The organism is Burkholderia sp. BCC1640, from assembly GCF_902833125.1.
Taxonomy (GTDB): Bacteria; Pseudomonadota; Gammaproteobacteria; order Burkholderiales; family Burkholderiaceae; genus Burkholderia; species Burkholderia diffusa.
In genome coordinates, this window is sequence record NZ_CADFEF010000037.1 from 20,888 (window position 1) to 45,795 (window position 24,908).

At 66.3% G+C, this 24,908-nt stretch carries 23 protein-coding genes; 21 read left to right on the forward strand and 2 right to left on the reverse strand.

Annotation, left to right across the window (positions count from 1 at the left end; translation table 11 throughout):
* Positions 1–20: 20 nt before the first annotated feature.
* The 9 genes from dnaX (at position 21) to HWX25_RS29115 (ending at position 9,353) form a co-directional block, all read left to right on the forward strand.
* The gene (gene dnaX / locus HWX25_RS29075; RefSeq protein ID WP_175911905.1) at positions 21–2,375 is read left to right on the forward strand and encodes a DNA polymerase III subunit gamma/tau; all 2,355 of its coding nucleotides are present in this window, start codon (positions 21–23) and stop codon (positions 2,373–2,375) included.
* Between the two features lie 94 nt (positions 2,376–2,469).
* A complete protein-coding gene (locus HWX25_RS29080; protein WP_006755698.1) occupies positions 2,470–2,796 on the forward strand; it encodes a YbaB/EbfC family nucleoid-associated protein in 327 nt (108 codons plus the stop codon).
* A 31-nt stretch (positions 2,797–2,827) separates the two neighbouring features.
* Positions 2,828–3,424: a recombination mediator RecR gene (gene recR, locus HWX25_RS29085; RefSeq protein WP_014896897.1), complete on the forward strand. Its 597-nt coding sequence runs from the start codon at positions 2,828–2,830 to the stop codon at positions 3,422–3,424.
* 48 nt (positions 3,425–3,472) lie between these two features.
* Positions 3,473–4,678, forward strand: coding sequence for a CaiB/BaiF CoA-transferase family protein (locus tag HWX25_RS29090; protein ID WP_175911906.1), 1,206 nt, complete (start codon positions 3,473–3,475; stop codon positions 4,676–4,678).
* Positions 4,679–4,901: 223 nt separating this feature from the next.
* Complete coding sequence (gene surE, locus HWX25_RS29095; protein WP_059817539.1) at positions 4,902–5,663, forward strand: 5'/3'-nucleotidase SurE; 762 nt, start codon at positions 4,902–4,904, stop codon at positions 5,661–5,663.
* Positions 5,660–6,589, forward strand: a complete 930-nt coding sequence (locus HWX25_RS29100) for a protein-L-isoaspartate(D-aspartate) O-methyltransferase (RefSeq protein WP_175911908.1) — start codon at positions 5,660–5,662, stop codon at positions 6,587–6,589. The genes surE and HWX25_RS29100 overlap by 4 nt, the downstream gene beginning before the upstream one ends.
* A 5-nt stretch (positions 6,590–6,594) precedes the next feature.
* Positions 6,595–7,476 carry a peptidoglycan DD-metalloendopeptidase family protein gene (locus tag HWX25_RS29105; protein ID WP_175911910.1) on the forward strand — a complete coding sequence of 294 codons (882 nt, stop codon included), beginning with the start codon at positions 6,595–6,597 and terminating at the stop codon, positions 7,474–7,476.
* An 11-nt stretch (positions 7,477–7,487) separates the two neighbouring features.
* Positions 7,488–8,573 carry an RNA polymerase sigma factor RpoS gene (rpoS, locus tag HWX25_RS29110; RefSeq protein WP_059817533.1) on the forward strand — a complete coding sequence of 362 codons (1,086 nt, stop codon included), beginning with the start codon at positions 7,488–7,490 and terminating at the stop codon, positions 8,571–8,573.
* A 3-nt stretch (positions 8,574–8,576) separates the two neighbouring features.
* Entirely contained in the window at positions 8,577–9,353 is a 777-nt protein-coding gene (locus HWX25_RS29115) for a 3'-5' exonuclease (protein WP_175911912.1), read from the forward strand.
* Between the two features lie 27 nt (positions 9,354–9,380).
* Here the strand turns inward: HWX25_RS29115 and HWX25_RS29120 are convergent, their stop codons facing one another.
* On the reverse strand, positions 9,381–10,235 hold the full coding sequence (locus HWX25_RS29120) for an endonuclease/exonuclease/phosphatase family protein (protein ID WP_175911914.1): 855 nt from the start codon (positions 10,233–10,235) through the stop codon (positions 9,381–9,383).
* 209 nt (positions 10,236–10,444) lie between these two features.
* Between HWX25_RS29120 and rlmD the strand changes: the two genes are divergently transcribed.
* On the forward strand, positions 10,445–11,842 hold the full coding sequence (gene rlmD / locus HWX25_RS29125) for a 23S rRNA (uracil(1939)-C(5))-methyltransferase RlmD (RefSeq protein WP_082721843.1): 1,398 nt from the start codon (positions 10,445–10,447) through the stop codon (positions 11,840–11,842).
* Positions 11,843–11,910: 68 nt separating this feature from the next.
* Here the strand turns inward: rlmD and HWX25_RS29130 are convergent, their stop codons facing one another.
* Positions 11,911–12,609 carry a Bax inhibitor-1/YccA family protein gene (locus HWX25_RS29130; RefSeq protein ID WP_006761414.1) on the reverse strand — a complete coding sequence of 233 codons (699 nt, stop codon included), beginning with the start codon at positions 12,607–12,609 and terminating at the stop codon, positions 11,911–11,913.
* A gap of 250 nt (positions 12,610–12,859) precedes the next feature.
* On the opposite strand from HWX25_RS29130, the gene ndk reads away from it, so the two are divergent.
* The 11 genes from ndk (at position 12,860) to hflK (ending at position 24,897) form a co-directional block, all read left to right on the forward strand.
* The gene (gene ndk / locus HWX25_RS29135) at positions 12,860–13,285 is read left to right on the forward strand and encodes a nucleoside-diphosphate kinase (RefSeq protein WP_006478674.1); all 426 of its coding nucleotides are present in this window, start codon (positions 12,860–12,862) and stop codon (positions 13,283–13,285) included.
* A 55-nt stretch (positions 13,286–13,340) separates the two neighbouring features.
* Positions 13,341–14,480, forward strand: coding sequence for a 23S rRNA (adenine(2503)-C(2))-methyltransferase RlmN (gene rlmN / locus HWX25_RS29140; RefSeq protein ID WP_175911916.1), 1,140 nt, complete (start codon positions 13,341–13,343; stop codon positions 14,478–14,480).
* 136 nt (positions 14,481–14,616) lie between these two features.
* On the forward strand, positions 14,617–15,642 hold the full coding sequence (locus tag HWX25_RS29145) for a helix-turn-helix domain-containing protein (protein WP_175911918.1): 1,026 nt from the start codon (positions 14,617–14,619) through the stop codon (positions 15,640–15,642).
* 106 nt (positions 15,643–15,748) lie between these two features.
* On the forward strand, positions 15,749–17,053 hold the full coding sequence (gene ispG / locus HWX25_RS29150; RefSeq protein WP_027787235.1) for a flavodoxin-dependent (E)-4-hydroxy-3-methylbut-2-enyl-diphosphate synthase: 1,305 nt from the start codon (positions 15,749–15,751) through the stop codon (positions 17,051–17,053).
* A 21-nt stretch (positions 17,054–17,074) separates the two neighbouring features.
* Entirely contained in the window at positions 17,075–18,415 is a 1,341-nt protein-coding gene (gene hisS, locus HWX25_RS29155; RefSeq protein WP_124903553.1) for a histidine--tRNA ligase, read from the forward strand.
* A 55-nt stretch (positions 18,416–18,470) separates the two neighbouring features.
* Positions 18,471–19,100, forward strand: coding sequence for a tetratricopeptide repeat protein (locus HWX25_RS29160; RefSeq protein WP_175911920.1), 630 nt, complete (start codon positions 18,471–18,473; stop codon positions 19,098–19,100).
* Between the two features lie 40 nt (positions 19,101–19,140).
* Positions 19,141–20,286 carry an outer membrane protein assembly factor BamB gene (bamB, locus tag HWX25_RS29165; protein ID WP_059817524.1) on the forward strand — a complete coding sequence of 382 codons (1,146 nt, stop codon included), beginning with the start codon at positions 19,141–19,143 and terminating at the stop codon, positions 20,284–20,286.
* A 247-nt stretch (positions 20,287–20,533) separates the two neighbouring features.
* On the forward strand, positions 20,534–21,871 hold the full coding sequence (der, locus tag HWX25_RS29170) for a ribosome biogenesis GTPase Der (RefSeq protein ID WP_044848985.1): 1,338 nt from the start codon (positions 20,534–20,536) through the stop codon (positions 21,869–21,871).
* Positions 21,872–22,012: 141 nt separating this feature from the next.
* Positions 22,013–22,252 (forward strand): RNA chaperone Hfq, encoded by a 240-nt coding sequence (hfq, locus tag HWX25_RS29175; protein WP_006399927.1) that lies wholly within the window; start codon positions 22,013–22,015, stop codon positions 22,250–22,252.
* A gap of 72 nt (positions 22,253–22,324) precedes the next feature.
* Positions 22,325–23,500, forward strand: a complete 1,176-nt coding sequence (gene hflX, locus HWX25_RS29180; protein WP_174908897.1) for a GTPase HflX — start codon at positions 22,325–22,327, stop codon at positions 23,498–23,500.
* Between the two features lie 47 nt (positions 23,501–23,547).
* A complete protein-coding gene (hflK, locus tag HWX25_RS29185; protein WP_175911923.1) occupies positions 23,548–24,897 on the forward strand; it encodes an FtsH protease activity modulator HflK in 1,350 nt (449 codons plus the stop codon).
* Positions 24,898–24,908: the final 11 nt, after the last annotated feature.

A 24,908-nucleotide genomic window follows, 5' to 3' on the forward strand; every position in this document is an offset into this window, starting at 1 on the left:
GTTACTGATACAATTTCCCGATGACCTATCAAGTTCTCGCACGCAAGTGGCGTCCGAAGGATTTCGCTTCGCTCGTCGGCCAGGAGCACGTCGTCAGGGCGCTCACGCACGCGCTCGACGGCGGGCGTCTCCATCACGCCTATCTGTTTACCGGAACCCGCGGCGTCGGCAAGACGACGCTGTCGCGGATCTTCGCGAAGGCGCTCAACTGCGAAACCGGCGTCACGTCGCAGCCGTGCGGTGTGTGCCGCGCGTGCCGCGAGATCGACGAAGGCCGCTTCGTCGATTACGTCGAAATGGACGCGGCGAGCAACCGCGGTGTCGACGAAATGGCCGCGCTGCTCGAGCGCGCGGTGTACGCGCCCGTCGATGCGCGCTTCAAGGTCTACATGATCGACGAAGTGCACATGCTGACGAACCACGCGTTCAACGCGATGCTGAAGACGCTCGAGGAGCCGCCGCCGCACGTCAAGTTCATCCTCGCGACGACCGATCCGCAGAAAATTCCCGTCACCGTGCTGTCGCGCTGCCTGCAGTTCAACCTGAAGCAGATGCCGGCCGGGCACATCGTGTCGCATCTCGAACGGATCCTCGGCGAAGAGCGCATCTCGTTCGAGCAGCAGGCGCTGCGCCTGCTCGCGCGTGCCGCGCAGGGCAGCATGCGCGATGCGCTGTCGCTGACCGATCAGGCGATCGCCTATTCGGCGAACGAAGTGACCGAATCGGCCGTGTCGGGCATGCTCGGCGCACTCGACCAGACCTACATGGTGCGCCTGCTCGATGCGCTCGCGGCCGGCAACGGCCCGGAGATTCTCGCGATCGCCGACGAGATGTCGCTGCGCAGCCTGTCCTTTTCCACCGCGCTGCAGGATCTTGCGAGCCTGCTGCATCGGATCGCATGGGCGCAGTTCGCGCCGGGCTCGGTCCTCGACGAATGGCCGGAAGCGGCCGAACTGCGCCGCTTCGCGGAGACGCTGAGCCCCGAGCAGGTTCAACTGTTCTATCAGATCGCGACGGTCGGGCGCGCGGAGCTCGGCCTCGCGCCGGACGAATACGCCGGCTTCACGATGACGTTGCTGCGAATGCTCGCGTTCGAGCCGGCCGTCGGCGCCGGCAGTGCGCCGGGCGGTCAGCCGGCCGTGCCGCGTGCCGTATCCGCGCCCGCGGTATCCGCGCCCGTGTCGCGTGTGGCTGCTGCCGCGTCGGCGGCGCCCAAGCTGTCTTCGGTACCGGCAGCCGCCGCGGATGCGGCACGCCCGCAAGCGGCCGCTCCGGTCGCGCCTGCTGCGCGTCCGTCGCCGGCCCGGTCCGACGATGCCGTGACTTCGCCTGCCGTGAAGCCTGTTTCGACGCCGGCAGCGGCCGCGGCGCCGGTCTCGCCGCAGCCGGAAGCGAACGCGGCACCGCAAGCGGCGCCGACGAGCGATGCGTTGCCCGCTGTCCGCAACGAACCCGAATTGCCTGCTGCCGCCAAGCGCAACGACGAACCGGGGCCGGCCGCCGAACAGGCGCCGCGTGCTGTGCCGGCCGAGTCCACCGCGCGCCCGTCGGCCCGCGGGGGTGCGGCTGCCGCACTCGACGTGCTGCGCAATGCCGGCATGCGCGTGTCGTCCGAACGCTCGCGGACGGGCGGCGCGTCGAAACCGGCACCGGCCCAGCCGGCCCCGGAGAAACCGGCGGCATCGCGACCGGCCGTGCAGGTGCCGACGCCGCGCGCGGCGGCACGCGCGCCGCAGCCGGCCGACACGCGTCAGGCCCCGCCGCCGTGGGAAGACATTCCGCCGGACGAATACGTGCCGCTCAGCGCCGATGAGATGTTCGGCGGTGCGGCGGACGACGGCTTCGTGCCGGTGTTCGACAGCGGCCCCGATGACGTGCGCATTGCGCCGAAGCAGGCGGAGGCCCGTCCGTCCGCGCCGGTCGACACGCGCCCGCTGCCACCCGCGATCGCGCTCGATCCGGTCGGCTTCGACGGTGAATGGCCGGCGCTGGCCGCACGGCTGCCGCTGAAGGGCGTCGCATATCAGCTCGCGTTCAACAGCGAGCTGACGGCCGTCGACGCGACGACGTTGAAACTGTCCGTGCCGGTGCCGCAGTATGCGGACGCCGCCCAGGTGGCGAAGCTGAAGGCCGCCCTGGCCGACGCGCTCGGCAAGCCTGTCGAGGTCGCGGTCGAGGTCGGGCCCGCACGGCGCACCGCGGCGGCGCTGGATGCGGCTGCGCGTGCGGCACGCCAGCGCGAGGCCGAGCAGGACATCCATGGCGATCCGTTCGTCCAGCAGCTCGTGCGTGACTTCGGCGCGCGTATCGTCGAAGGCTCGGTGCGGCCGCTCGCCGATTCGGCGCCGGACGGCACGCCCCCGACGCTGCATTGAACGAATCGCACCGCGACAGGCACAATCACGCCCGCACACATTGACCGGCACGCGCCGCGTGCCGGTTTTCACACGATCAAGAAGGAGTATTCCCATGTTGAAAGGCAACCTCGCCGGACTGATGAAGCAAGCGCAGCAAATGCAGGAAAACATGAAGAAGATGCAGGAGCAGCTTGCGCAGATCGAAGTCGAAGGGCAGTCGGGTGCCGGCCTCGTCAAGGTGACGATGACCTGCCGCAACGAAGTGCGTCGCGTGGCGATCGACCCGAGCCTGCTCGCGGACGACAAGGACATGCTCGAGGATCTGGTCGCGGCCGCGTTCAACGATGCCGTGCGCAAGGCCGAGGCGACGTCGCAGGAAAAGATGAGCGGCATGACGTCGGGCCTGCCGCTGCCCCCGGGCTTCAAGCTGCCGTTCTGAGCGCAGCGTCCGTTCAGCTTTCAGCCGCCGTATGAAACAGCCGTCCGCCCTGTCCGCGCTCGTCGAAGCGTTGCGCGTATTGCCCGGCGTCGGGCCGAAATCCGCGCAGCGCATGGCGTACCACCTGATGCAGCACGATCGGGAGGGCGCGGAGCGGCTCGGCCGGTCGCTGCTGTTCGCGACCGAGCACCTGCAGCACTGCGAGAAGTGCAATACGTTCACGGAAGCGCAGATCTGCGAGGTGTGCAGCGACGAGGAGCGTGATCCGACGCTGCTGTGTGTCGTCGAGACGCCGGCCGATCAGATCATGCTCGAGCAGACGATGACGTATCGCGGGCTGTATTTCGTGCTGATGGGGCGGCTGAGCCCGCTCGACGGGATCGGCCCGAAGGAAATCCATTTCGACCGCCTCGTGCGGCGCGCGTCCGACGGGATCGTCAAGGAAGTCGTGCTCGCGACCAACTTCACGAACGAGGGCGAAGCCACCGCGCACTACCTCGGCCAGACGCTGAAGGCGCGCGGGCTCGCGGTCACGCGCCTCGCGCGCGGCGTGCCGGTGGGCGGCGAGCTCGAATACGTCGACGCGGGCACGATCGCCCGCGCGATGCTCGACCGCCGCACGATGTAAGCCGGGCGCCGCTGGCCGGCGGCGCCGTTCCTCATGTCAGGGAGACACATGAGCACCAGCCAGGGCCCCCTCGCGGGCGTCAAAGTGCTCGAATTCGGGACGCTGATCGCGGGGCCGTTCGCGTCGCGCCTCTTTGCTGAATTCGGCGCGGAAGTGATCAAGATCGAGGATCCGAACGGCGGCGACCCGCTGCGCAAGTGGCGCAAGCTGCATCCGGAGCAGGGCGGCACGTCGTTGTGGTGGTCGGTCCAGGCACGCAACAAGAAATCGGTCACCCTCAACCTGAAATCCGATGCCGGCAAGACGATCGCGCGGCAGCTCGCGCGCGAGGCCGACATCGTGATCGAAAACTTCCGCCCGGGCCTGCTCGAAAAGCTCGGGCTCGGCTACGACGTGCTGTCGACCGACAACCCCGGTCTCGTGATGGTGCGCCTGTCCGGCTACGGGCAGACGGGCCCGTACCGCGACCGGCCCGGTTTTGGCGCGATCGCCGAATCGATGGGCGGGTTGCGCCACATCACCGGCTATCCGGACCTGCCGCCGCCGCGCATCGGCATCTCGATCGGCGATTCGATCGCCGCGCTGCACGGCGTGATCGGCGCGCTGATGGCACTTCATCACCGCAAGGTGAACGGCGGCGCAGGGCAGGTGGTCGACGTTGCGCTGTATGAAGCGGTGTTCAACATGATGGAAAGCGTGGTGCCCGAGTACGGCGTTTACGGGATGGTGCGCGAGCGCACCGGTGCGTCGCTGCCGGGCATCGTGCCGTCGAACACCTACGCGTGCCGCGACGGCAGCATCGTGATCGGCGGCAACAGCGACCCGATCTTCAAGCGACTGATGAAGGCGATCGAACGCGACGATCTCGCCGACGATCCGGCGCTTGCACGGAACGACGGACGCGTGCCGCGCACGCAGGAGATCGACGATGCGATCGCCGCGTGGCTCGCGCCGCGCACGATCGACGAGGCGCTCGTCGTGCTCAACGCGGCCGACGTGCCGGCCGGGCGTATCTACAGCGCCGCCGACATGTTCACCGATCCGCAGTTCGTCGCGCGGCAGATGATCCAGCGTTTCAAGCTGGCCGACGGCACCGACATTCCGCTGCCGAACATCACGCCGAAGCTGTCCGACACGCCGGGCGAAACGCGCTGGCTCGGGCCCGAACTCGGCGAGCATACGGACGAGGTGCTGCGCGGGCTCGGCTACGACGCACAGGCGATCGCCGCGCTGCGCGAGGCCGGCGCGATCTGAGTGCCCCAAGGCCGGGCGATTCGCGTCGGGCCTCCGCGAGGGCAGCCTCTCCCGACGGGCACCCTTCGGGGCGGAAAACGCTAGGCGGCATAACGTTGTCTCGCGCCTGCGGAACGCCGCCGCGCAATGCGCCGCCGCACCGCGCACGCACCGTGGACGCGGGCCCGTCCGCAGCCGCCTGACTGTCGCTCTCGCGCCATCTTTCCTCGGTTACAATCGCCGGATGCGAATCCTACTCAGCAACGACGACGGCTATCTCGCCCCCGGTCTCGCCGCGCTCAGCGACGCGCTGCAGCCGCTTGCCGACCTCACGGTGATCGCGCCCGAGCAGAACTGCAGCGGCGCATCGAATTCCCTCACGCTGTCGCGACCGCTGTCGGTGCAGCGCGCGACGAATACGGGTTTCTTCTACGTGAACGGCACGCCGACCGATTCGGTGCACGTCGCGTTGACGGGGATGGCCGACGCGAGGCCCGACCTCGTCGTGTCCGGGATCAACAACGGCCAGAACATGGGCGAAGACACGCTCTATTCAGGGACAGTTGCGGCCGCCACCGAAGGCATCATGTTCGGCGTGCCGGCCATCGCGTTTTCGCTGGCCGAGAAGGGCTGGGCGCATCTGACGGACGCGGCGCGCGTCGCCGCGGAAATCGTCGAACACTATCTCGCGCATCCGCTGCCCGGTCAGCCGCTGCTGAACGTCAATATTCCGAATCTGCCGTACGACGAACTGAAAGGCTGGCAGGTCACGCGCCTCGGCAAGCGTCACCCGTCGCAGCCGGTGATTCGCCAGACCGACCCGCGCGGCGAGCCGGTCTACTGGATCGGTGCCGCAGGTGCGGCGCTGGACGCGAGCGAAGGCACCGATTTCCACGCCGTCGCAAACGGTTTCGTATCGATCACGCCGCTGCAGCTCGATCTCACGCATACGCAAATGCTGCCTGCGACGCGCGAATGGGTGCGCGCAGGAGGGCGGGCTTCATGAGCGGCGAGCGCGCGAAGCGGTTTCCGCTCGCGCTCGAAGATCTCAAGCGAGCGCCACGCAAATCGGAAGGCCGGGCCGGCGAACGCCATGCGGCGGGCGCGGTGCCGAAGGCCGTCGACAAGTCCGCCGCCGTGCTGAAGCCGGTGGCGGGGAAGACGGGCGTCGCCCGCCCGGTGCACGGCACGACCGCCGCGAAGCCGGCGACCGCGCCGAAACCGACCGTGCCGAAGCCCGCGATGCCCAAGCCGGCTGCGCCGAGCGTCGCGCCGGCCGGTGCGTTCGCGCTGACGTCGGAACGTGTGCGCGAGCGCATGGTCGAACGCCTGCGCGCGAACGGCGTGACCGATGCGCGCGTGCTGGATGCGATGGCCGCGGTACCGCGCCACATGTTCGTGGATCCGGGGCTCGCGACGCAGGCCTATGAGGATGCCGCGCTACCGATCGGCCACCAGCAAACGATTTCAAAGCCGTCGGTCGTCGCGCGCATGATCGAGCTCGCGATGGCCGGCCGCACGCTCGAGCGCGTCCTCGAGATCGGCACCGGTTGCGGCTACCAGGCCGCGGTGCTGAGTCACGTGGCGCGCGACGTGTATTCGATTGAACGCATCAAGCCGCTCTACGAGCGCGCGAAGCTGAACCTGCGGCCGCTGCGCGTGCCGAACATCCGTCTGCATTACGGCGACGGGCGTGTCGGCCTGCCGGCTGCGGGCCCGTTCGACGCGATCGTGATCGCGGCGGCGGGGCTCGACGTGCCGCAGGCGCTGCTCGAGCAACTCGCGATCGGCGGGCGGCTCGTCGCGCCGGTCGGCGCGCAGAGCGGGCAGCCCCAGGTGCTCACGCTCGTCGAGCGCGTCGCGCACGCGCAATGGCGGGAGTCGCGGCTTGATCGCGTTTTCTTTGTCCCTTTAAAATCCGGAGTGATTTGAAACCGATGAGTATGTTGCGCGCGATGCAAAACAACCGAACCAGGGAACCGCTCACGTTCGCCCAGCGCGCGATCTGTGTGGCTGCGTTCTCCACGCTACTGGCCGCCTGTGCGACGCGGCTCGACAACGCGCCCGTCGTCGACCGCTCCGGAACGCTCGGCACGACCGCCGCCGCGCAGCCGGCGGTGCCGCTCGGCCCGCCGCCGCCCGGCTTCTACCGTGTGAAACCGGGCGATACGCTGTACCGGATCGCACTCGAAAACGGGCAGAATTATCGCGACATCGCCACGTGGAACAACCTGGCGAACCCGAACCAGATCGAAGTCGACCAATTGCTGCGCGTCGCGCCGCCGGGCGGTGCCGCGGTTGCCGGCTCGCCGGCTGCTGCGCCGATCGCCGGCGCTGCCGTCGCGACCGCACCGCTCAGCAGCGGTCCCGCGACGCCGGCCGCGGGCTCGTCGTCCGCGAGCACGCCGCCGGCTGCCGCCGCATCGAGCGATACGGCCGCAGCGCCCAGCGGCCCCGTGACGTTTGCATGGCCCGTGCGCGGCCCGGTGCTGAACGGTTTCGACGACGCGAAGAACAAGGGCGTCAATATCGGCGGCACGTCCGGCGAGGCCGTGAAGGCGGCGGCCGACGGCCGCGTCGTCTACTCGGGCAACGGCCTGCGTGGTTACGGCAACCTCATTATCATCAAGCACGATGCAACTTACCTCACAGCGTATGCACACAATCGCGCTTTGATGGTAAAAGAGGGGGACGCGGTGACGAAGGGGCAAAAGATCGCCGAGATGGGTAACAGCGATGCCGACCGCGTGATGCTGCATTTCGAGGTTCGCCGGCAGGGTAAACCTGTCGATCCGCTGAAGTATTTGCCGCCTCAATAACCGAGACGACCATGCCGAAATCGAAGCGCCACGAGCCGCAAGCCGAGTCTGAGAAGATCAGTCGTGCCACGCAAGCATCGGCGGAGCGAGCTGGCGCTTCGACGGACGACGAAGACGACGTCGCGGAAAACGAACGTGATCTCGAGGCGCGCGACGCCGAAGCGGACGGCGACGACGAGCGCGAGGGCCGTGCGGAAGCCGCGCCCGACGTCGACGATTTCCGCGCATTGCTGCAGGCCGAACTCACGGCCGACACGATCCAGCATTACCTGAATCGCATCAGCGTGAAGCCGCTCCTGACCGTCGAGGAGGAGCAGCGCTATTCGCGTCTTGCGAAGGCTGGCGAATTCGAGGCGCGGCAGGTGATGATCGAGCGCAACCTGCGTCTCGTTGTCAGCATCGCGAAGGGTTACCTGAACCGCGGCGTGCCGTTGCTCGACCTGATCGAGGAAGGCAACCTCGGCCTGATGCACGCGATCGAGAAATTCGACCCGACGCGCGGCTTTCGTTTCTCGACCTACGCGACGTGGTGGATCCGCCAGAGCATCGAACGGGCGATCATGAACCAGGCTCGCACCGTTCGCCTGCCCGTGCACGTGATCCGCGAACTGAACCAGGTGCTGCGTGCGAAACGCCACCTCGAAAAGAATTCGATGTCGACGGGCGAGGCGGCTGAGCGCCGCGAAGCCAGCATCGACGACATCGCCTATCTCACCGGCAAGACCGCCGAGGAAGTCACCGACATCCTCGCGCTCAACGAGCACACCGCGTCGCTCGACGCACCGCTCGATCTCGATCCCGCGAGCAGCCTGCTCGACCTGCTGCCCGACGACCAGAGCCAGTCGCCCGACGCCGAGGTGCAGCACCGCGAACTCGAGACGCTCACGCGCGCGTGGCTGTCGCGGCTGTCCGACAAGCATCGGCACGTGATCGAGCGCCGCTTCGGCCTGAACCACATCGAACCGGCCACGCTCGAGGAGCTGGCCGACGAGATGGGGCTCACGCGCGAGCGCGTGCGGCAGATCCAGCAGGAAGCGCTGGTGCGCCTCAAGCGGTTCTTTGCCTCCAACGGCGTGCGCAAGGACGCCGTTCTGTAACCGATGACTCCGATTCTCGTTTTTGACATCGAGACCATTCCCGATGTCGACGGCATTCGCCGTCTGGAAGACCTGCCCGCGACGCTCGACGATGCCGCGGTGGCCGAACATGCATTCGCCGCGCGTCGCGAGAAGACCGGCAGCGATTTCCTGCCGCATCACCTGCAGCGCATCGCGGCGATTTCCTGCGTGTTCCGCGACAACAACGGTTTTCGCGTGCGCTCGCTGGGCACGCCCCAGGACAACGAGGCGACGCTGGTCCAGTCGTTCTACCGCGTGATCGAGAAATACACGCCGCAGCTCGTGTCGTGGAACGGCGGCGGCTTCGATCTGCCGGTGCTCCATTACCGTGCGCTCGTGCACGGGATCCCCGCGACGCGCTACTGGGATCTGGGCGAGGATGACCGCGACTTCAAGTGGAACAACTACATCTCGCGCTATCACTCGCGACACACCGATCTGATGGACGTGCTCGCGATGTATCAGGCGCGCGCGAACGCGCCGCTCGACGCGCTCGCGAAGCTGTGCGGTTTTCCGGGCAAGCTCGGGATGGACGGCAGCCAAGTGTGGCCCGCGTTCCAGGACGGCCGGATCGAGGAAATCCGCAACTATTGCGAAACCGACGTCGTCAATACTTACCTGCTGTATTGCCGGTTCCAGCTGATGCGCGGCGGCCTGACGCCGAGCGAATATGCTGACGAGATCCTGCTCGTGAAGAACGCGCTGGCACAGGAGCCCGCGTCGCATTGGACCGAATACCTAGCCGGTTTCGACGTGTGATGCGGGCGGCTCGCGCCGCGGCAGCGATCAATCGAGTTCGAGCACGACCGGTTGATGATCCGACGCGCGCAGGTCACCGTTGATCTCGCAGCGCGTGACGCGTGGCAGCAGCGTATCGGTCACGAACACGAAATCACATGCGAGCGGTCCTTCCGACCATTGTGCCGTGTCATAGACGCCGGCAGTCGGTGGCGGCGTGCAGCCCGGGTGGCGGGCAATCCACGCATCGACGAACGGCGGCGCGTCGGCGATCGGCGCCAGCATGCGCCGGTACGCATCGCTGTCGAACGCGCTGTTGAAATCGCCGCAGATGATCGCGTCGCGCGGCTGGCCGGTCGCGCTGAACGGCCCCGTCGCATTTTCTGCCGGCGCGGGCCGGTCCGCGTGGCCGCAGGCCTCGCGATGCCTATCACGCAACGCATCGACCTGCGTGAGTCGCTGGCGTGCCGAATAGAATTCGAGGTGCGTCGTGACGACCCGCAGCGGGCCCGACCGGGTCACCAGCTCGACGTCCAGCGCGACACGCGGCATTGACGGCGCGCCCGCGTCGGCCGGCCACGGCAGCAGGTGGCGCAGCACGCGCCGGACGGGTAGCCGGGACGCGATCGCATTGCCGAACTGGCGGCGCGGCGCGCCGGGTTCGAGCGCCGGCAAGTCGGCGCCGATCGCGTCGACGATCGTATAGCCGGGCAGCAACGCCGCCAGCTCGGCGAACTGGTCGGGGCCTGGCCGGCCGGGCAGGGCGCCGAAGCCGCGCGTCACTTCCTGCAGACAGAACACGTCGAAGTCGACGAGCCCGCGGGCGGCGGCGATGGTGCGGGGGAGGTCGACGACGCCGTCCGCGTCCCGACCCCATTGAACGTTCCAGTCGATCAGTCGCATGGTCGAGTCTCCTGAGTCTTCCGCGCGCAGAACCTGTGCCGCTCGTGGCCTGGGGCGAGACGCGGCGCATGCGGGCCGCCGGCAGACCGTTCCTGCATGACGCGGCGCGGTAGACGCATCCATCTCGACGCTTGCGCCACGAAAGCAGGCGATGCGGGCTTTCGTCGTCTACAATCTCGCCTTCTTCAACGTTTTGTCAGGAAAAGCTGGTGTCCGAAGCCGTCCCCACTTCTGCGCGCAAATCGAAAAATGCGCCCGTCGCGCCCGGGCCTGCCCCGGTTCTCGAGATCGAATCGCTCGACATGGAAGCGCGCGGTGTCGGCCGCACGACGACCGAAGACGGCTCGCCGGGCAAGGTCATCTTCGTCGAGGGCGCGTTGCCCGGCGAGCGCGTGACCTATTCGAGCTATCGTCGCAAGCCGAGCTACGAGCAGGCGACCGTTGTCGATATTCTGCGCCCGAGCGTGCTGCGCACGCAGCCGAAGTGCAAATTCTTCGGCACCTGCGGCGGCTGCTCGATGCAGCACCTCGACATGCGTGCGCAGGTGGCGATCAAGCAGCGCGTGCTCGAGGACAACCTGTGGCACCTGTCGAAGCTGCGCGCCGAGACGGTGTTCGCGCCGATCCACGGTCCGTCGTGGGGCTACCGCTACCGTGCGCGCCTGACCGTGCGCAACGTCGCGAAGAAGGGCGGCGTGCTGGTCGGATTCCATGAAAAGAAGAGCAGCTATGTCGCCGACATGACGAGTTGCGAAGTGTTGCCGCCGCACGTGTCGGCGATGCTCGTGCCGCTGCGTCGGCTGGTGGAGGGACTGTCGATCCGTGACCGGATGCCGCAGATCGAGCTCGCGGTCGGTTCGCAAGTCACGGCGCTGGTGCTGCGCGTGCTGGAGCCGATCAATGCGGATGACGAAGCGCTGCTGCGCGCGTTCGCGGATGAGCACAAGGTGCAGTTCTGGCTTCAGCCGAAGGGCCCGGACACGGTCACGCCGTTCTATCCGCTCGACGTGCCGCTCGACTACACGCTGCCGGAGTTCGGTATCCGCATGCCGTTCAAGCCGACCGACTTCACGCAGGTCAACCATCAGATCAACCGCGTGCTGGTGGGCCGCGCACTGCGCCTGCTTGCGCCGTCGCGCGACGATCGCGTGCTCGACCTGTTCTGCGGGATCGGCAACTTCACGCTGCCGCTGGCGCGGCTGTCGCGCGAGGTGATGGGCATCGAAGGCAGCGAGACGCTGACGACGCGTGCGCTGGCGAATGCGCGCGAGAACGGTGTCGACGGCCACACGACGTTCGCGTGCCGGAACCTGTTCGAGGTCACGGGCGACGACCTCCGTGCGCTCGGCGCGTTCGACAAGTTCCTGATCGATCCGCCGCGCGAAGGCGCTCTCGCGGTGTCGAAGGCGCTGGCCGAAATCGCGCAGAGCGGCGAAGGCCCGCTGCCGAAGCGCATCGTCTACGTGTCTTGCAACCCGTCGACGCTCGCGCGCGACGCGGGCCTGCTCGTGCACGAGGCCGGCTATCGGCTGAAGGGTGCCGGGGTCGTGAACATGTTCCCGAATACGTCGCACGTCGAATCGATCGCGCTGTTCGAGCGCGATTGAGCGGGCGGGCGGCGGACGTAAAAAAACCGGCCTCGAGGGCCGGTTTTTTTTATGGTGTACAGCGACCGTCAGTTGCGGTTACCGCCGAAGATGCCCAGCAGCGCGAGCAGGTTCGTGAACACGTTGTACAGATCGAGGTAGATCGCAAGCGTAGCCGAGATGTAGTTCGTCTCGCCACCGTTCACGACGCGCTGGACGTCGAACAGCATGTAGGCCGAGAAGATCGCGATCGCGAGCACGGACACGGTGAGCATCAGCGCCGGCAGTTGCAGGAAGATGTTCGCGACCGAGGCAAGCAGGATCACGATCACGCCCATGAACAGCCACTTGCCGAGCCCCGAGAAGTCACGCTTGCTGACCGTGGCGATCGTCGCCATCGCGGCGAAGATGATGCCGGTGCCGCCGAACGCGAGCATGATCAGCGACGGGCCGTTCGAGAAGCCGAGGATGAAGCTCAGCAGGCGCGACAGCATCAGGCCCATGAAGAACGTGAAGCCGAGCAGCACGAACACGCCGGCCGCGCTGTTTTTCGTCCGCTCGATCGCGAACATGAAGCCGAACGCGATCGCGAAGAACGCGAGCAGGCTCATCATCGGGCTCGTGGCCGCGAACAGCGAGAAGCCCGTCGCGACGCCGACCCATGCGCCCAGCACCGTCGGCACCATCGACAGCGCGAGCAGCCAGTACGTGTTCCGCAGCACGCGATTGCGAACCTCCGCGGTGCTGACGGAGCCGCCGCGGCCGAAATTGTACGGATAGTCGTTCATGGTTTCTCCTAACATTGAACGCGTGGGCGTCCCGGGCCGGTTCGGCGCACGCGGTGTGCGGCGCAGCAAACCGGAGCAGCTATGGCTAAGATACGTTCCGCGCCGCGAGGTTTCAATGGCCGGGCGGCGCAAAAACATATGGATTCTGAACCTTTCACTCGTGTAAGGGTTCAATCGCAATGATACACGGGATCGTGCTACAATAGCGGATTCATTTGAACCTGTAACTTCTTAATTTCTTGGAGTTTTTATGGCAATCGAGCGCACCCTGTCGATCATCAAGCCGGATGCGGTGGCAAAGAACGTGATCGGCCAGATCTACAGCCGTTTCGAAGGCGCCGGCCTGAAGATCGTCGCATCGCGCATGGCACACCTGTCGCGTGCGGACGCAGAGAAGTTCTACGCAGTTCACGCAGCACGTCCGTTCTTCAAGGATCTCGTCGATTTCATGATCTCGGGCCCGGTGATGATCCAGGTTCTGGAAGGTGAAGGCGCGATCCTGAAGAACCGCGACCTGATGGGCGCGACGGATCCGAAGAAGGCGGAAAAGGGCACGATCCGCGCCGACTTCGCCGACAGCATCGACGCGAACGCCGTGCACGGCTCGGACGCTGCCGAAACGGCTGCGGTCGAAATCGCGTTCTTCTTCCCGGAAATGAACGTCTACTCGCGCTAAGCCCTGGCTGGCAATAAGTAGGCAGGATTCAGCGCACGCGGCAAGGCAGCACATCATGACGAGCGAAACTTCCGTCAATCTTCTCGACTTCGATGCCGAGGGTCTTGTCGCGTACTGCGGCAGCCTCGGCGAGAAGCCGTTCCGCGCCAAGCAGTTGCAGCGCTGGATCCATCAGTACAACGCCGGCGATTTCGACGGCATGACCGACCTCGCGAAGTCCCTGAGAGAAAAGCTCAAGGGCCGCGCGTCGATCGTGATGCCCGATATCGTCAGCGATCACGTTTCCACCGACGGCACGCGCAAGTGGCTGATCGACGTCGGAAACGGCAATGCGGTCGAAACCGTTTTCATCCCGGAAGAGGCGCGCGGCACGCTGTGTGTGTCGTCGCAGGCCGGGTGTGCGGTCAACTGCCGCTTCTGCTCGACGGGCAAGCAGGGTTTCTCCCGCAATCTGTCGACAGCCGAAATCATCGGCCAGCTCCGGATGGCTGAATTTGCACTGCGTGCGTCGCTTGGTCGCGCGCCCGGTCCGAACGGCAAGGCCGAACGGGTCGTCACCAACGTGGTGATGATGGGCATGGGCGAGCCGCTGCTGAACTACAGCGCGGTCGTGCCCGCGATGCGGCTGATGCTCGACGACAACGCTTACGGCCTGTCGCGCCGCCGCGTCACGTTGTCGACGTCCGGCGTGGTGCCGATGATGGACCGCCTCGGCGCCGAACTGCCGGTCGCGCTCGCCGTTTCGCTGCACGCGCCGAACGACGCGCTGCGCGACGAGCTGGTGCCGCTCAACAAGAAGCATCCGCTTCGCGAGCTGATGGCCGCGTGCCAGCGTTATCTGAAAGTTGCGCCACGCGACTTCATTACTTTCGAATACTGCATGCTCGACGGCGTCAACGACACCGAAGCGCATGCGCGCGAACTGCTGGCCGTCACGCGCGACGTGCCCTGCAAGTTCAATCTGATCCCGTTCAATCCGTTTCCGGAATCGGGCCTCATCCGCTCGAAGCCGGAGCAGATCAAGCGTTTCGCACAGGTCCTCATCGACGCGGGTGTCGTCACGACCGTGCGCAAGACGCGCGGCGACGACATTGACGCCGCGTGCGGCCAGCTGGCCGGCGCCGTGAAGGATCGCACGCGACTGGCGGAGCGAACGGGCGCAGCAGCAAAAATCATCGAAGTTCGGGCGGTTTGACGGGGATGCCCGAACCTTTTGGCGGTACAACACGCGAATAGCGATCGGTCGCGGCGCCTCGGCGCCGCGCATGATATGGACGGTTGCGGGGGCCGGCGGCGCCCGCCAGTGAAGAAGAATCGACGCGAGGACAAGGATGAGTGAGCCGCAGCCGACAAACGGCGCAGAGACGAATGCCGCGAAGCCGGCGCAGGCAGGGCTTGAAACGCTGGCAGCCGTCGGCAGCCGGCTGGCGCAGCTCCGGGAAGCCAAGGGTTGGACGGTCGACGACGTGTCGGCGCGGCTCAAGGTCGCCCCGCAGAAGCTGCGTGCGCTCGAGGCAGGCGACATCAGCCATTTGCCCGGCGTGACGTTCGCGCTCGGCGTCGTGCGCAGCTACGCGAAAATGCTTGGCGTCGATCCCGAGCCGTTTGCACAGGCATTGCGCCGCGAGCGGGGCGTGCCGGAGGTCGATCTGTCGATGCCTGCGTCGTCGGGGACGGATCTGCCGCGTGGTCGCGTGTCGATTCCGCTCGGCGGCTCTTCGCGCCATCATCCGTGGCTGTGGGGAACGGCGATCGTTGTCGTCGCGGTGATCGCGGTGCTCATGTGGCACACTGGCGGCGATTCGTCGAGCTGGCTCGCGCGCTTCAAGGGCGGCGGCGACACCGAACATGCGTCGGCGGCGAGCGCGCCGGCGGCGTCTTCCGCCGAAGAGGCAGCCGCGGGCGGCGCGTCGACGGCAGTCGGCAACGACGTCCCGGCCCAGGTTGCAGCATCCGCCGCGGCACCGCAGGTCGTTGCGTCGGCTGCTCCGGTTGCTTCAGCACCGGCGCCGACGGCCGTCGTGCCTGCGTCGCAACCGATCGTCGCGACGGCAGCGGCGAGCAGCGCGGCCGTGCCGGTGCAGCCCGCGAGCGTCGTGGTGGCGGCAGGCCAGTCGATGGTCGAACTGAAGGTCAAGCAGGATTGCTGGTTCAGCGTGCGTGACAAGAGCGGCAAGGAGCTGTTCTCGGCGCTGGTGCGGGCCGGCGAGACGAAGCAGGTTGCCGGCGACGGGCCGTTCAAGGTGACGATCGGCAACAAGGCAGGTCTTGATACGGTCGCGTTCGACGGAAAACCTGTCGATCCGGCGAAATATTCGGCAGCGCGGGGTAACGTGGCGCGGTTCACGCTGCCCTGACGTCAAGCGCCGTGACGCAGGTCTGTCCTGGACAGGCCGCGAGGGCACGGCGCTTTTTCAATTCATGCGCCGCCTCGCGGCGCATTCCGCGTAAATGGATCTATCGATGCAATCCGAAGCTCAATCCCCACGCAGCAGTCAGATTTGTTCAACCGAGCCGGTGTTCGGCGGGCATCAGCCGCGTCGCGTGTCGCATGCGGTGGATGTTCGTTGGGGCGGGCAGCTCGTGACGATCGGCGGCGATGCGCCGGTGCGCGTGCAGTCGATGACGAATACCGACACGGCCGACGCAATCGGCACGGCGATCCAGATCAAGGAGCTTGCGAACGCGGGCTCCGAACTGGTGCGCATCACGGTCAATACGCCGGAGGCCGCGGCCGCCGTGCCGGCGATTCGCGAACAGCTCGACCGGATGGGCGTGACCGTCCCGCTCGTCGGGGATTTCCACTACAACGGCCACCTGCTGCTGCGCGACTATCCGGGCTGCGCGGAGTCGCTGTCGAAGTACCGGATCAACCCGGGTAACGTCGGTCAGGGCGCGAAGCGCGACACGCAGTTCGCGCAGATGATCGAAGCCGCGGCGAAGTACGACAAGCCGGTGCGGATCGGCGTGAACTGGGGCAGCCTCGACCAGGATCTGCTCGCGCGCATGATGGACGAGAACGGTGCGCGTTCGCAGCCATGGGATGCGCAGAGCGTGATGTACGAAGCGCTGATCCAGTCGGCGATCGGCTCGGCCGAGCGCGCGGTCGAGCTGGGTCTCGGCCGCGACCGCATCGTGCTGTCGTGCAAGGTCAGCGGCGTGCAGGACCTGATCGCCGTGTACCGTGAGCTCGGCCGCCGCTGCGGCTTCGCGCTGCACCTCGGTCTGACCGAAGCCGGCATGGGCTCGAAGGGCATCGTCGCTTCGACGGCCGCGCTCGGCGTGCTGCTGCAGGAAGGGATCGGCGACACGATCCGCATTTCGCTGACGCCGGAGCCGGGCGCGTCGCGCACGGGCGAAGTGATCGTCGGCCAGGAAATCCTGCAGACGATGGGCCTGCGCTCGTTCGCGCCGATGGTGATCGCGTGCCCGGGCTGCGGCCGCACGACGAGCACGCTGTTCCAGGAACTCGCGATGCAGATCCAGACCTATCTGCGCGAGCAGATGCCGGTCTGGCGCAAGGAATATCCGGGTGTCGAGAAGATGAACGTCGCGGTGATGGGCTGCATCGTCAACGGCCCGGGCGAGTCGAAGCACGCGAACATCGGCATCAGCCTGCCGGGTTCGGGCGAAAACCCGGCCGCGCCCGTCTTCATCGACGGCGAGAAGGTCAAGACGCTGCGCGGTGAGCGGATCGCCGAGGAATTCCAGCAGATCGTCAGCGACTATGTCGCACGCAATTACGGCCGCACCGAGGCCCTGAACTAAATTCGTCCACACACACGAACGATGACTGAACAGAAACGCAAGATCGAGAAGCTCACCGGCGTCAAGGGCATGAACGACATCCTCCCGCAGGATGCCGGCCTCTGGGAGTTCTTCGAAGCTACCGTGAAATCGCTGCTGCGCGCGTACGGCTATCAGAACATCCGCACGCCGATCGTCGAACATACGCAGCTCTTCACGCGCGGCATCGGCGAAGTCACGGACATCGTCGAGAAGGAGATGTACAGCTTCACCGACGCGCTGAACGGCGAGAACCTGACGATGCGCCCGGAAAACACCGCGGCCGTCGTGCGCGCGTCGATCGAGCACAACATGCTGTATGACGGCCCGAAGCGCCTGTGGTACATCGGCCCGATGTTCCGTCACGAGCGTCCGCAGCGCGGCCGCTACCGCCAGTTCCACCAGGTCGGCGTCGAGGCGCTCGGCTTCGCTGGCCCGGATGCAGATGCCGAGATCATCATGATGTGCCAGCGCCTGTGGGACGACCTCGGCCTGACCGGCATCAAGCTCGAGATCAATTCGCTCGGCCTCGCCGAAGAGCGTGCCGCGCACCGCGTCGAACTGATCAAGTATCTCGAGCAGTTCGCCGATGTCCTGGACGAGGACGCGAAGCGTCGCCTGTATACGAACCCGTTGCGCGTGCTCGACACGAAGAACCCCGCGCTGCAGGAAATCGCGCAGAACGCGCCGAAGCTGATCGACTTCCTGGGCGACGAGTCGCGTGCCCACTTCGAAGGGCTGCAGCGCCTGCTGCTCGCGAACAACATCCCGTTCAAGATCAACCCGCGTCTCGTGCGCGGCCTCGACTACTACAATCTGACCGTGTTCGAGTGGGTGACCGACAAGCTCGGCGCGCAGGGCACGGTCGCGGCCGGCGGCCGCTACGATCCGCTGATCGAGCAGCTCGGCGGCAAGCCGACCGCCGCGTGCGGCTGGGCGATGGGCATCGAGCGCATTCTCGAGCTGCTGAAGGAAGAGGATCTCGCGCCCGAGCAGGAGGGTGTCGACGTGTACATGGTGCACCAGGGCGAGACGGCGCGCGAACAGGCGTTCATCGCGGCCGAGCGTCTGCGCGATACGGGCCTCGACGTGATTTTCCACTGCAGCGCCGATGGCGGCCCGGCAAGCTTCAAGTCGCAGATGAAGCGGGCCGATGCGAGCGGTGCCGCGTTCGCGGTGATCTTCGGCGAAGAAGAGGTCGCGAACGGCACGGTCGGCGTGAAAGCGTTGCGCGGTGCGGGCGAGGACGGGGAAAAGAACGTTCAGCAGACCGTACCGGTCGAAAGCTTGACCGAATTCCTAATCAATGCGATGGTTGCATCCGCCGAAGACGGCGACGACTGATCGCGCTGGCATTCGCTCGACAAGAAAAGCCTGAAAAGGAAGGAATCGCTCGCCGATGAGTTATCACGACGAACAAGAATCGATTGAAAGTCTCAAGGCGTGGTGGGCCCGCTGGGGCAACCTCACCACGTGGATCGTGCTCGCGGCGCTGGTCGTCGCGGCCGGTTTCAACGGCTGGAATTACTGGCAGCGCCGTCAGGCCGCCGAGGCTTCCGGGTTGTACGAGCAGGTGCAGAAGGCCGCCGCCGCGAATGACAAGGCGACGATGGCCCGCGCGGCCGCCGACATGGAAAGCAAGTTCGGCAGCACGCCGTATGCGCAGATGACCGCACTGTCGGCGGCGAAGACGTTGTACGCATCCGGCGACGCCGCCGGCGCGAAGGCGCAGCTGCAATGGGCCGTCGATCACGCCAAGGACGACGAGTACAAGCAGATCGCGAAACTGCGTCTCGCATCGCTGCTGCTCGACGAGAAGGCGTACGATGCGGGCCTCGCGCTGCTGTCCGGCACGCCGGTCGATGCATTCAAGGGCCTCGTGGCCGATCGCCGTGGCGATCTGCTTGCGGCGCAAGGCAAGACCGACGATGCGCGCGCCGCATACAAGCTCGCGCTCGCCGGCCTGTCGCAGGACGACCAGTCCGCGCGTCAGCTCGTGCAGTTCAAGCTCGATGCGCTCGGCGGCTGATCCCGGCCCCCTCAACCTCTTAACTCTGCTTCGCTAACCGATGAATTTGCTGAAACGTTACGCTGTGCCCGTAGCCTGCGCGGCGGCTGTCCTGGCATTGGCGGCCTGCTCGTCGTCGAAGGACGCGCGCCGCGTGCCGACGCCGCTCACCGAGTTCAAGCCCGTCATGGACGTGCAACAGGTCTGGAAGGCGAGCGTCGGCAAGGGCGGGCGCTATCTGTTCTCGCCGGTGGCCGTTGGCGACGCCGTCTACGCGGCGGGCGAGAACGGTTCGGTCGAGAAGATCGACGCGAAGACGGGCCAGACGCTGTGGCGCGCGAAGGTCGGTTCGGACCTGTCGGCCGGGGTCGGCAGTGATGGCAACCTGACCGCGGTTGGTGCGTTGAAGGGCGGCGTGTTCGTGCTGGGCCCCGACGGCAAGCAGCTGTGGAAGACGAGCGTGCAGGGCGAGATCTTCTCGCCGCCGCTGGTCGGCAACGGTCTCGTGATCGTGCGCACGATCGACGGCCAAGTGATCGCGTTCAACGCGCAGACGGGCGAACAGAAGTGGAACTACCGCAACCGCGCGGTGCCGCTGAACCTGCGCGTGTCGGCCGGCATGACGTTCGCGGGCGATGCGGCCGTGCTGGCGGGCTTCCCCGGCGGCGGTCTCGTCGCGATCAACCTGCAGACGGGCGAGCCGTTCTGGCAGACGCCCGTGTCGTTCCCGAAGGGTGTGACCGAAGTGGAGCGCATCAACGACGTCAGCGGTCCGCCGACGCTCGTGGGTGCCGAAGCGTGCGCGGTCACGTTCCAGGGCCAGCTCGGCTGCTTCGACGCGAACTCGGGCCGTCCGCTGTGGGAAAAGGCGTTCTCGAGCCGCAGCGGTCTCGCGCAGGATGATTCGGTCGTCGCCGGCGGCGACGACTGGTCGGTCGTGACGGCTTACGACGCGGCGAGCGGCAATCAGCTCTGGCGTAACGACAAGCTGAAGAGCCGCGACGTCGGCGTGCCCTACCTGCTTGGTCATGCGGTCGTGGTGGGCGACTACCAGGGCTTCGTGCACTTCCTGTCGCGCGAGGACGGCAGTTTCATCGCCCGAATGAAGACCGACGGCAGCGCGATTACCGCGGCGCCGGTCCTGGCGGGCAATACGCTCGTCGTGCAGACGAAGGACGGCGGCCTGTACGGGTTCCGTCCGCGCTGACGCGCACGTAACAGGCGCGAACGCGGCGCGGCGGGCTCGTCCCGCGCGCCGCGGTCGCGCGACATGAAGGCGGCCGGTGTCCCCGGCCGCTCGGTATTTGAAAGGCAGTTCGAAACGAAAGACGACGGCGCGCAACGCGCGCCCGGCGCGCGCATCCGGCGCGGCGCGAATTCGTGATATTTTCATTCAGCGCAGCCGCCCGCAGCAGCGGGCCTCCCGCTGCTGCGCATCACCGTAGAAAACACAGATGAAACCGGTCATTGCCCTCGTTGGGCGCCCCAATGTGGGGAAATCCACGCTGTTCAACCGGCTCACGCGTTCGCGCGATGCGCTGGTCGCCGACTTGCCGGGCCTGACGCGCGATCGCCATTATGGCGAAGGGCGGGTCGGCGCACGGCCGTATCTGGTCGTCGATACCGGCGGCTTCGAGCCCGTCGCGAAGGACGGCATCCTGCACGAGATGGCACGTCAGACGCGGCAGGCCGTCGAGGAAGCCGACGTCGTCGTGTTCATCGTCGACGGCCGTAACGGCCTCGCGCCGCAGGACAAGTCGATCGCCGACTACCTGCGCAAGACCGGCCGGCCGATCTTCCTGGTCGTCAACAAGGCCGAGGGGATGAAGTACACGGCGGTCGCGACGGACTTCTACGAGCTCGGGCTCGGCGATCCGCGCGCGATCTCGGCCGCGCACGGCGACGGCGTGACCGACATGATCAACGAGGCGCTGGAAGTCGCATACGCGGGCCAGCCCGAGGAAGCGGACGAGGACGATCCGTCGCGCGGCATCAAGATCGCGATCGTCGGCCGGCCGAACGTCGGCAAGTCGACGCTCGTGAACGCGCTGATCGGCGAGGACCGCGTGATCGCGTTCGACATGCCGGGCACGACGCGCGATTCGATCTACGTCGACTTCGAACGCAACGGCAAGAAATATACGTTGATCGACACAGCGGGCCTGCGACGCCGCGGCAAGGTGTTCGAGGCGATCGAGAAATTCTCGGTCGTGAAGACGCTGCAATCGATCTCGGACGCGAACGTCGTCATTCTTCTGCTGGATGCGCAGCAGGACATTTCCGACCAGGACGCGCACATCGCCGGCTTCGTCGTCGAACAAGGCCGCGCGCTCGTGATCGGCGTCAACAAGTGGGACGGTCTCGACGATCACGCACGCGATCGCGCGAAAGCGGATTTGACCCGCAAGCTGAAATTCCTCGACTTCGCGAAATCGCACTACATTTCGGCCGCGAAGAAGACCGGCATCGGCGCGCTGATGCGCTCGGTCGACGACGCGTACGCGGCGGCGATGGCGAAACTGCCGACGCCGAAGCTCACGCGCGCGCTGATCGAGGCGGTCGAGTTCCAGCAGCCGCGGCGTCGCGGTCCGGTGCGTCCGAAGCTGCGCTACGCGCACCAGGGCGGCCAGAATCCGCCGCTGATCGTCATCCACGGCAACGCGCTCGACGCCGTGACGGAAACCTACAAGCGTTACCTCGAAAACCGATTCCGCGAAACTTTCTCACTGACCGGGACTCCATTGCGCATAGAGTTCCGTTCGTCGAACAACCCGTACGCGGACAAGGGCTGAAGCATGTCCTGGAAGGGATAGGCCGCATGGCCTACGCCCGGGCGGGGCATGCAAAATCGGCTATAGTGTAGCGATTGGCGCCGGATCTCTTTTTCTTCGTCGCCAATCCAGATCAACCTGCAAAAAAAGATGGAGTACGCCATGAGCAACAAAGGGCAATTGTTACAAGACCCGTTTTTGAACGCACTGCGCAAAGAGCACGTTCCCGTTTCGATCTATCTCGTCAACGGCATCAAGCTGCAAGGGAACATTGAATCGTTCGACCAGTACGTCGTGTTGCTCCGTAATACGGTGACCCAGATGGTCTACAAGCACGCCATCTCGACGGTCGTGCCGGCGCGCCCGGTGAATTTCCACCCGGACGCGGAAGCCTCGTCCTAACCCATCGCAGCGGCCGGCGTCCGGTCGCCGCGAGCGACCGATGCCAGCCGCCTTATCTTGACACCCGATAATTTGATCAACGCAGCGCTCGTCGGCATCGACTTCGGCAAGACCGATTTCGAAGCCAGTCTCGAAGAACTCAGTCTTCTCGCTTCCAGTGCGGGGGCCCGTCCCGCCGTCACCCTCACGGGTCGTCGCGCCAGTCCCGATGCCAAGATGTTCATCGGCAGCGGCAAAGCCGAAGAATTGCGGCTTGCCTGCGACGCGCACAACGTCGAAATCGTCATCTTCAACCACGCACTGGCACCGGCCCAGCAACGCAATCTGGAGCAGGCGCTTAACAGGCGGGTGGTCGATCGCACGAGCCTCATCCTCGATATCTTCGCGCAGCGTGCCCGCAGTCATGAAGGCAAGCTGCAGGTCGAGCTCGCGCAGCTGCAATACCTGTCGACCCGCCTGATTCGCGCGTGGACTCACCTGGAGCGGCAAAAGGGCGGTATTGGCCTGCGCGGCCCCGGGGAAACCCAGCTCGAAACCGACCGCCGGTTGATCGGCGAGCGCATCAAGATGCTGAAGTCGCGGCTCGACCGGTTGCGCAGGCAGCACAGCACGCAGCGTCGTCAGCGCGCGCGCAGCGGCACGATGTCGGTGTCGCTCGTCGGCTATACGAACGCGGGCAAGTCGACGCTGTTCAATGCGCTGACGAAAGCGCAGGCCTATGCGGCCGACCAGCTGTTCGCCACGCTCGATACGACGTCGCGGCGCGTGTACCTCGGCGACGAGGCGGGTCAAATTGTCGTATCGGATACGGTCGGGTTCATTCGCGAACTGCCTCACCAATTGGTTGCCGCGTTTCGCGCGACCCTCGAGGAAACGATCCATGCGGATCTGCTGCTGCACGTCGTCGACGCGTCGAGCGCGGTGCGGCTCGAACAGATCGAGCAGGTGAACGGCGTGCTGCACGAGATCGGTGCGGACACGATCCGACAGGTGCTGGTGTTCAACAAGATCGACGCCGTGCCCGAACTGGCGGCCCGCGGCGACGCGGTCGAGCGGGACGAGTATGGTAATATTTCGCGCGTCTTTTTGAGCGCACGCACCGGTCAGGGTCTTGATGCGTTGCGTGCCGCCATCGCCGAGATCGCCTCCGCGGAACACCTTTCCGGCGCGACGTTACCCAACGGCGCGCTCGACGGCGCACCCGCTGAACCACACGAAGACCACACGATTTCCGAACACGGGCGCTAACCGGTCCCGGCCGGTTCGCCGGCGTCTAATCTGGTGAACAAACTCTGGTGAACGAATACAACGAGCGGAGTACCTGGCGGCGGATGCGCGCCTTGCTGTCGATCAACGATCCCCGCTGGGGGCGCGGCGACGGCAAGGGCAACGACGGATCCCGTCCGCGTGCGAATGAATCGAAGCGTCCGCCCGGTGGCGACGGTGACGGTCCGCCCGATCTCGACGAGATGTGGCGCAACTTCAACCGGCGTCTGAGCGGCCTGTTCGGCGGCAAGGGCGGCAACGGCTTCCGGCCCGACAATGGCCGGGCCGCGCGCGTCGGCGTCGGCATCGTGATCGGCGTGCTGGTCGCAGTCTACGCGGGCAGCGGGCTGTTTGTCGTGCAGGACGGCCAGACGGGCGTCGTGCTGCAGTTCGGCAAGCTGTCCGGCACGGTTGGCCAGGGCGTGCACTGGCGCGCACCGTATCCGTTCGCGTCGCACGAGATCGTCGACACGTCGCAGGTCCGTTCGATCGAGATCGGCCGCAACAACGTCGTGCGTCTCGCGAACGTGAAGGAAGCGGCGATGCTGACGCGCGACGCCGACATCGTCGACGTGCGTTTCATCGTCCAGTATCGGATTCGTTCGGCAACCGACTACCTGTTCCGCAGCGTCGATCCGGAGCGCAGTGTGTCGCAGGCCGCCCAGGCCGCGGTGCGCGCGATCGTCGGCACGCGCAGCGCGGCCGACATGCTGAACCAGGATCGCGATGCACTGCGCGAGCAATTGTCCGCCGCGATCCAGCGCGATCTCGATCGCTACCAGTCGGGCCTCGAGATCACGGCCGTCACGATGCAGAGCGTCGCGGCGCCCGAGCAGACGCAGGCCGCGTACGCCGAAGTCGCGAAGGCGCGCGAAGATCGCGAGGCCGCGAAGCGTGCTGCGCAGGCCTATGCGAACGACCTGCTGCCGAAGGCGCAGGGCAATGCCGCGAAACTCGCCGACGAAGCGAAGGCGTATGCCGATCGCGTGGTCACGGAGGCAGAGGGCGACGCCGACCGGTTCAAGCAGGTCTATGCACAGTATTCGAAGGCGCCCGCGGTGATCCGCGAGCGGATGTACCTCGAGACGATGCAGGAAATCTATTCGAACGCGACGAAAGTGTTCGTCGGCAACAAGGGTGGCAACAGCGTCGTGTATCTGCCGCTCGACAAGCTTGTCGAGCAGGGGCGACAAGATGCCGCGAATGCCGCGACGCCTGCCGGTGCATCCGCGCCCGTCGCAGCGTCGGCCCCGGCCGCCGCTGTGTCGAGCGCACCCGCGAGCGCGGCTTCGGGCGCAGCAGCGCCCGCACCGGGCAGCGACGTGCTGCGGTCGCGCGAAGCGTTCCGCAGCCGCTCGCGTGAAGACGATACGAAGTAACGGAGAGCGCA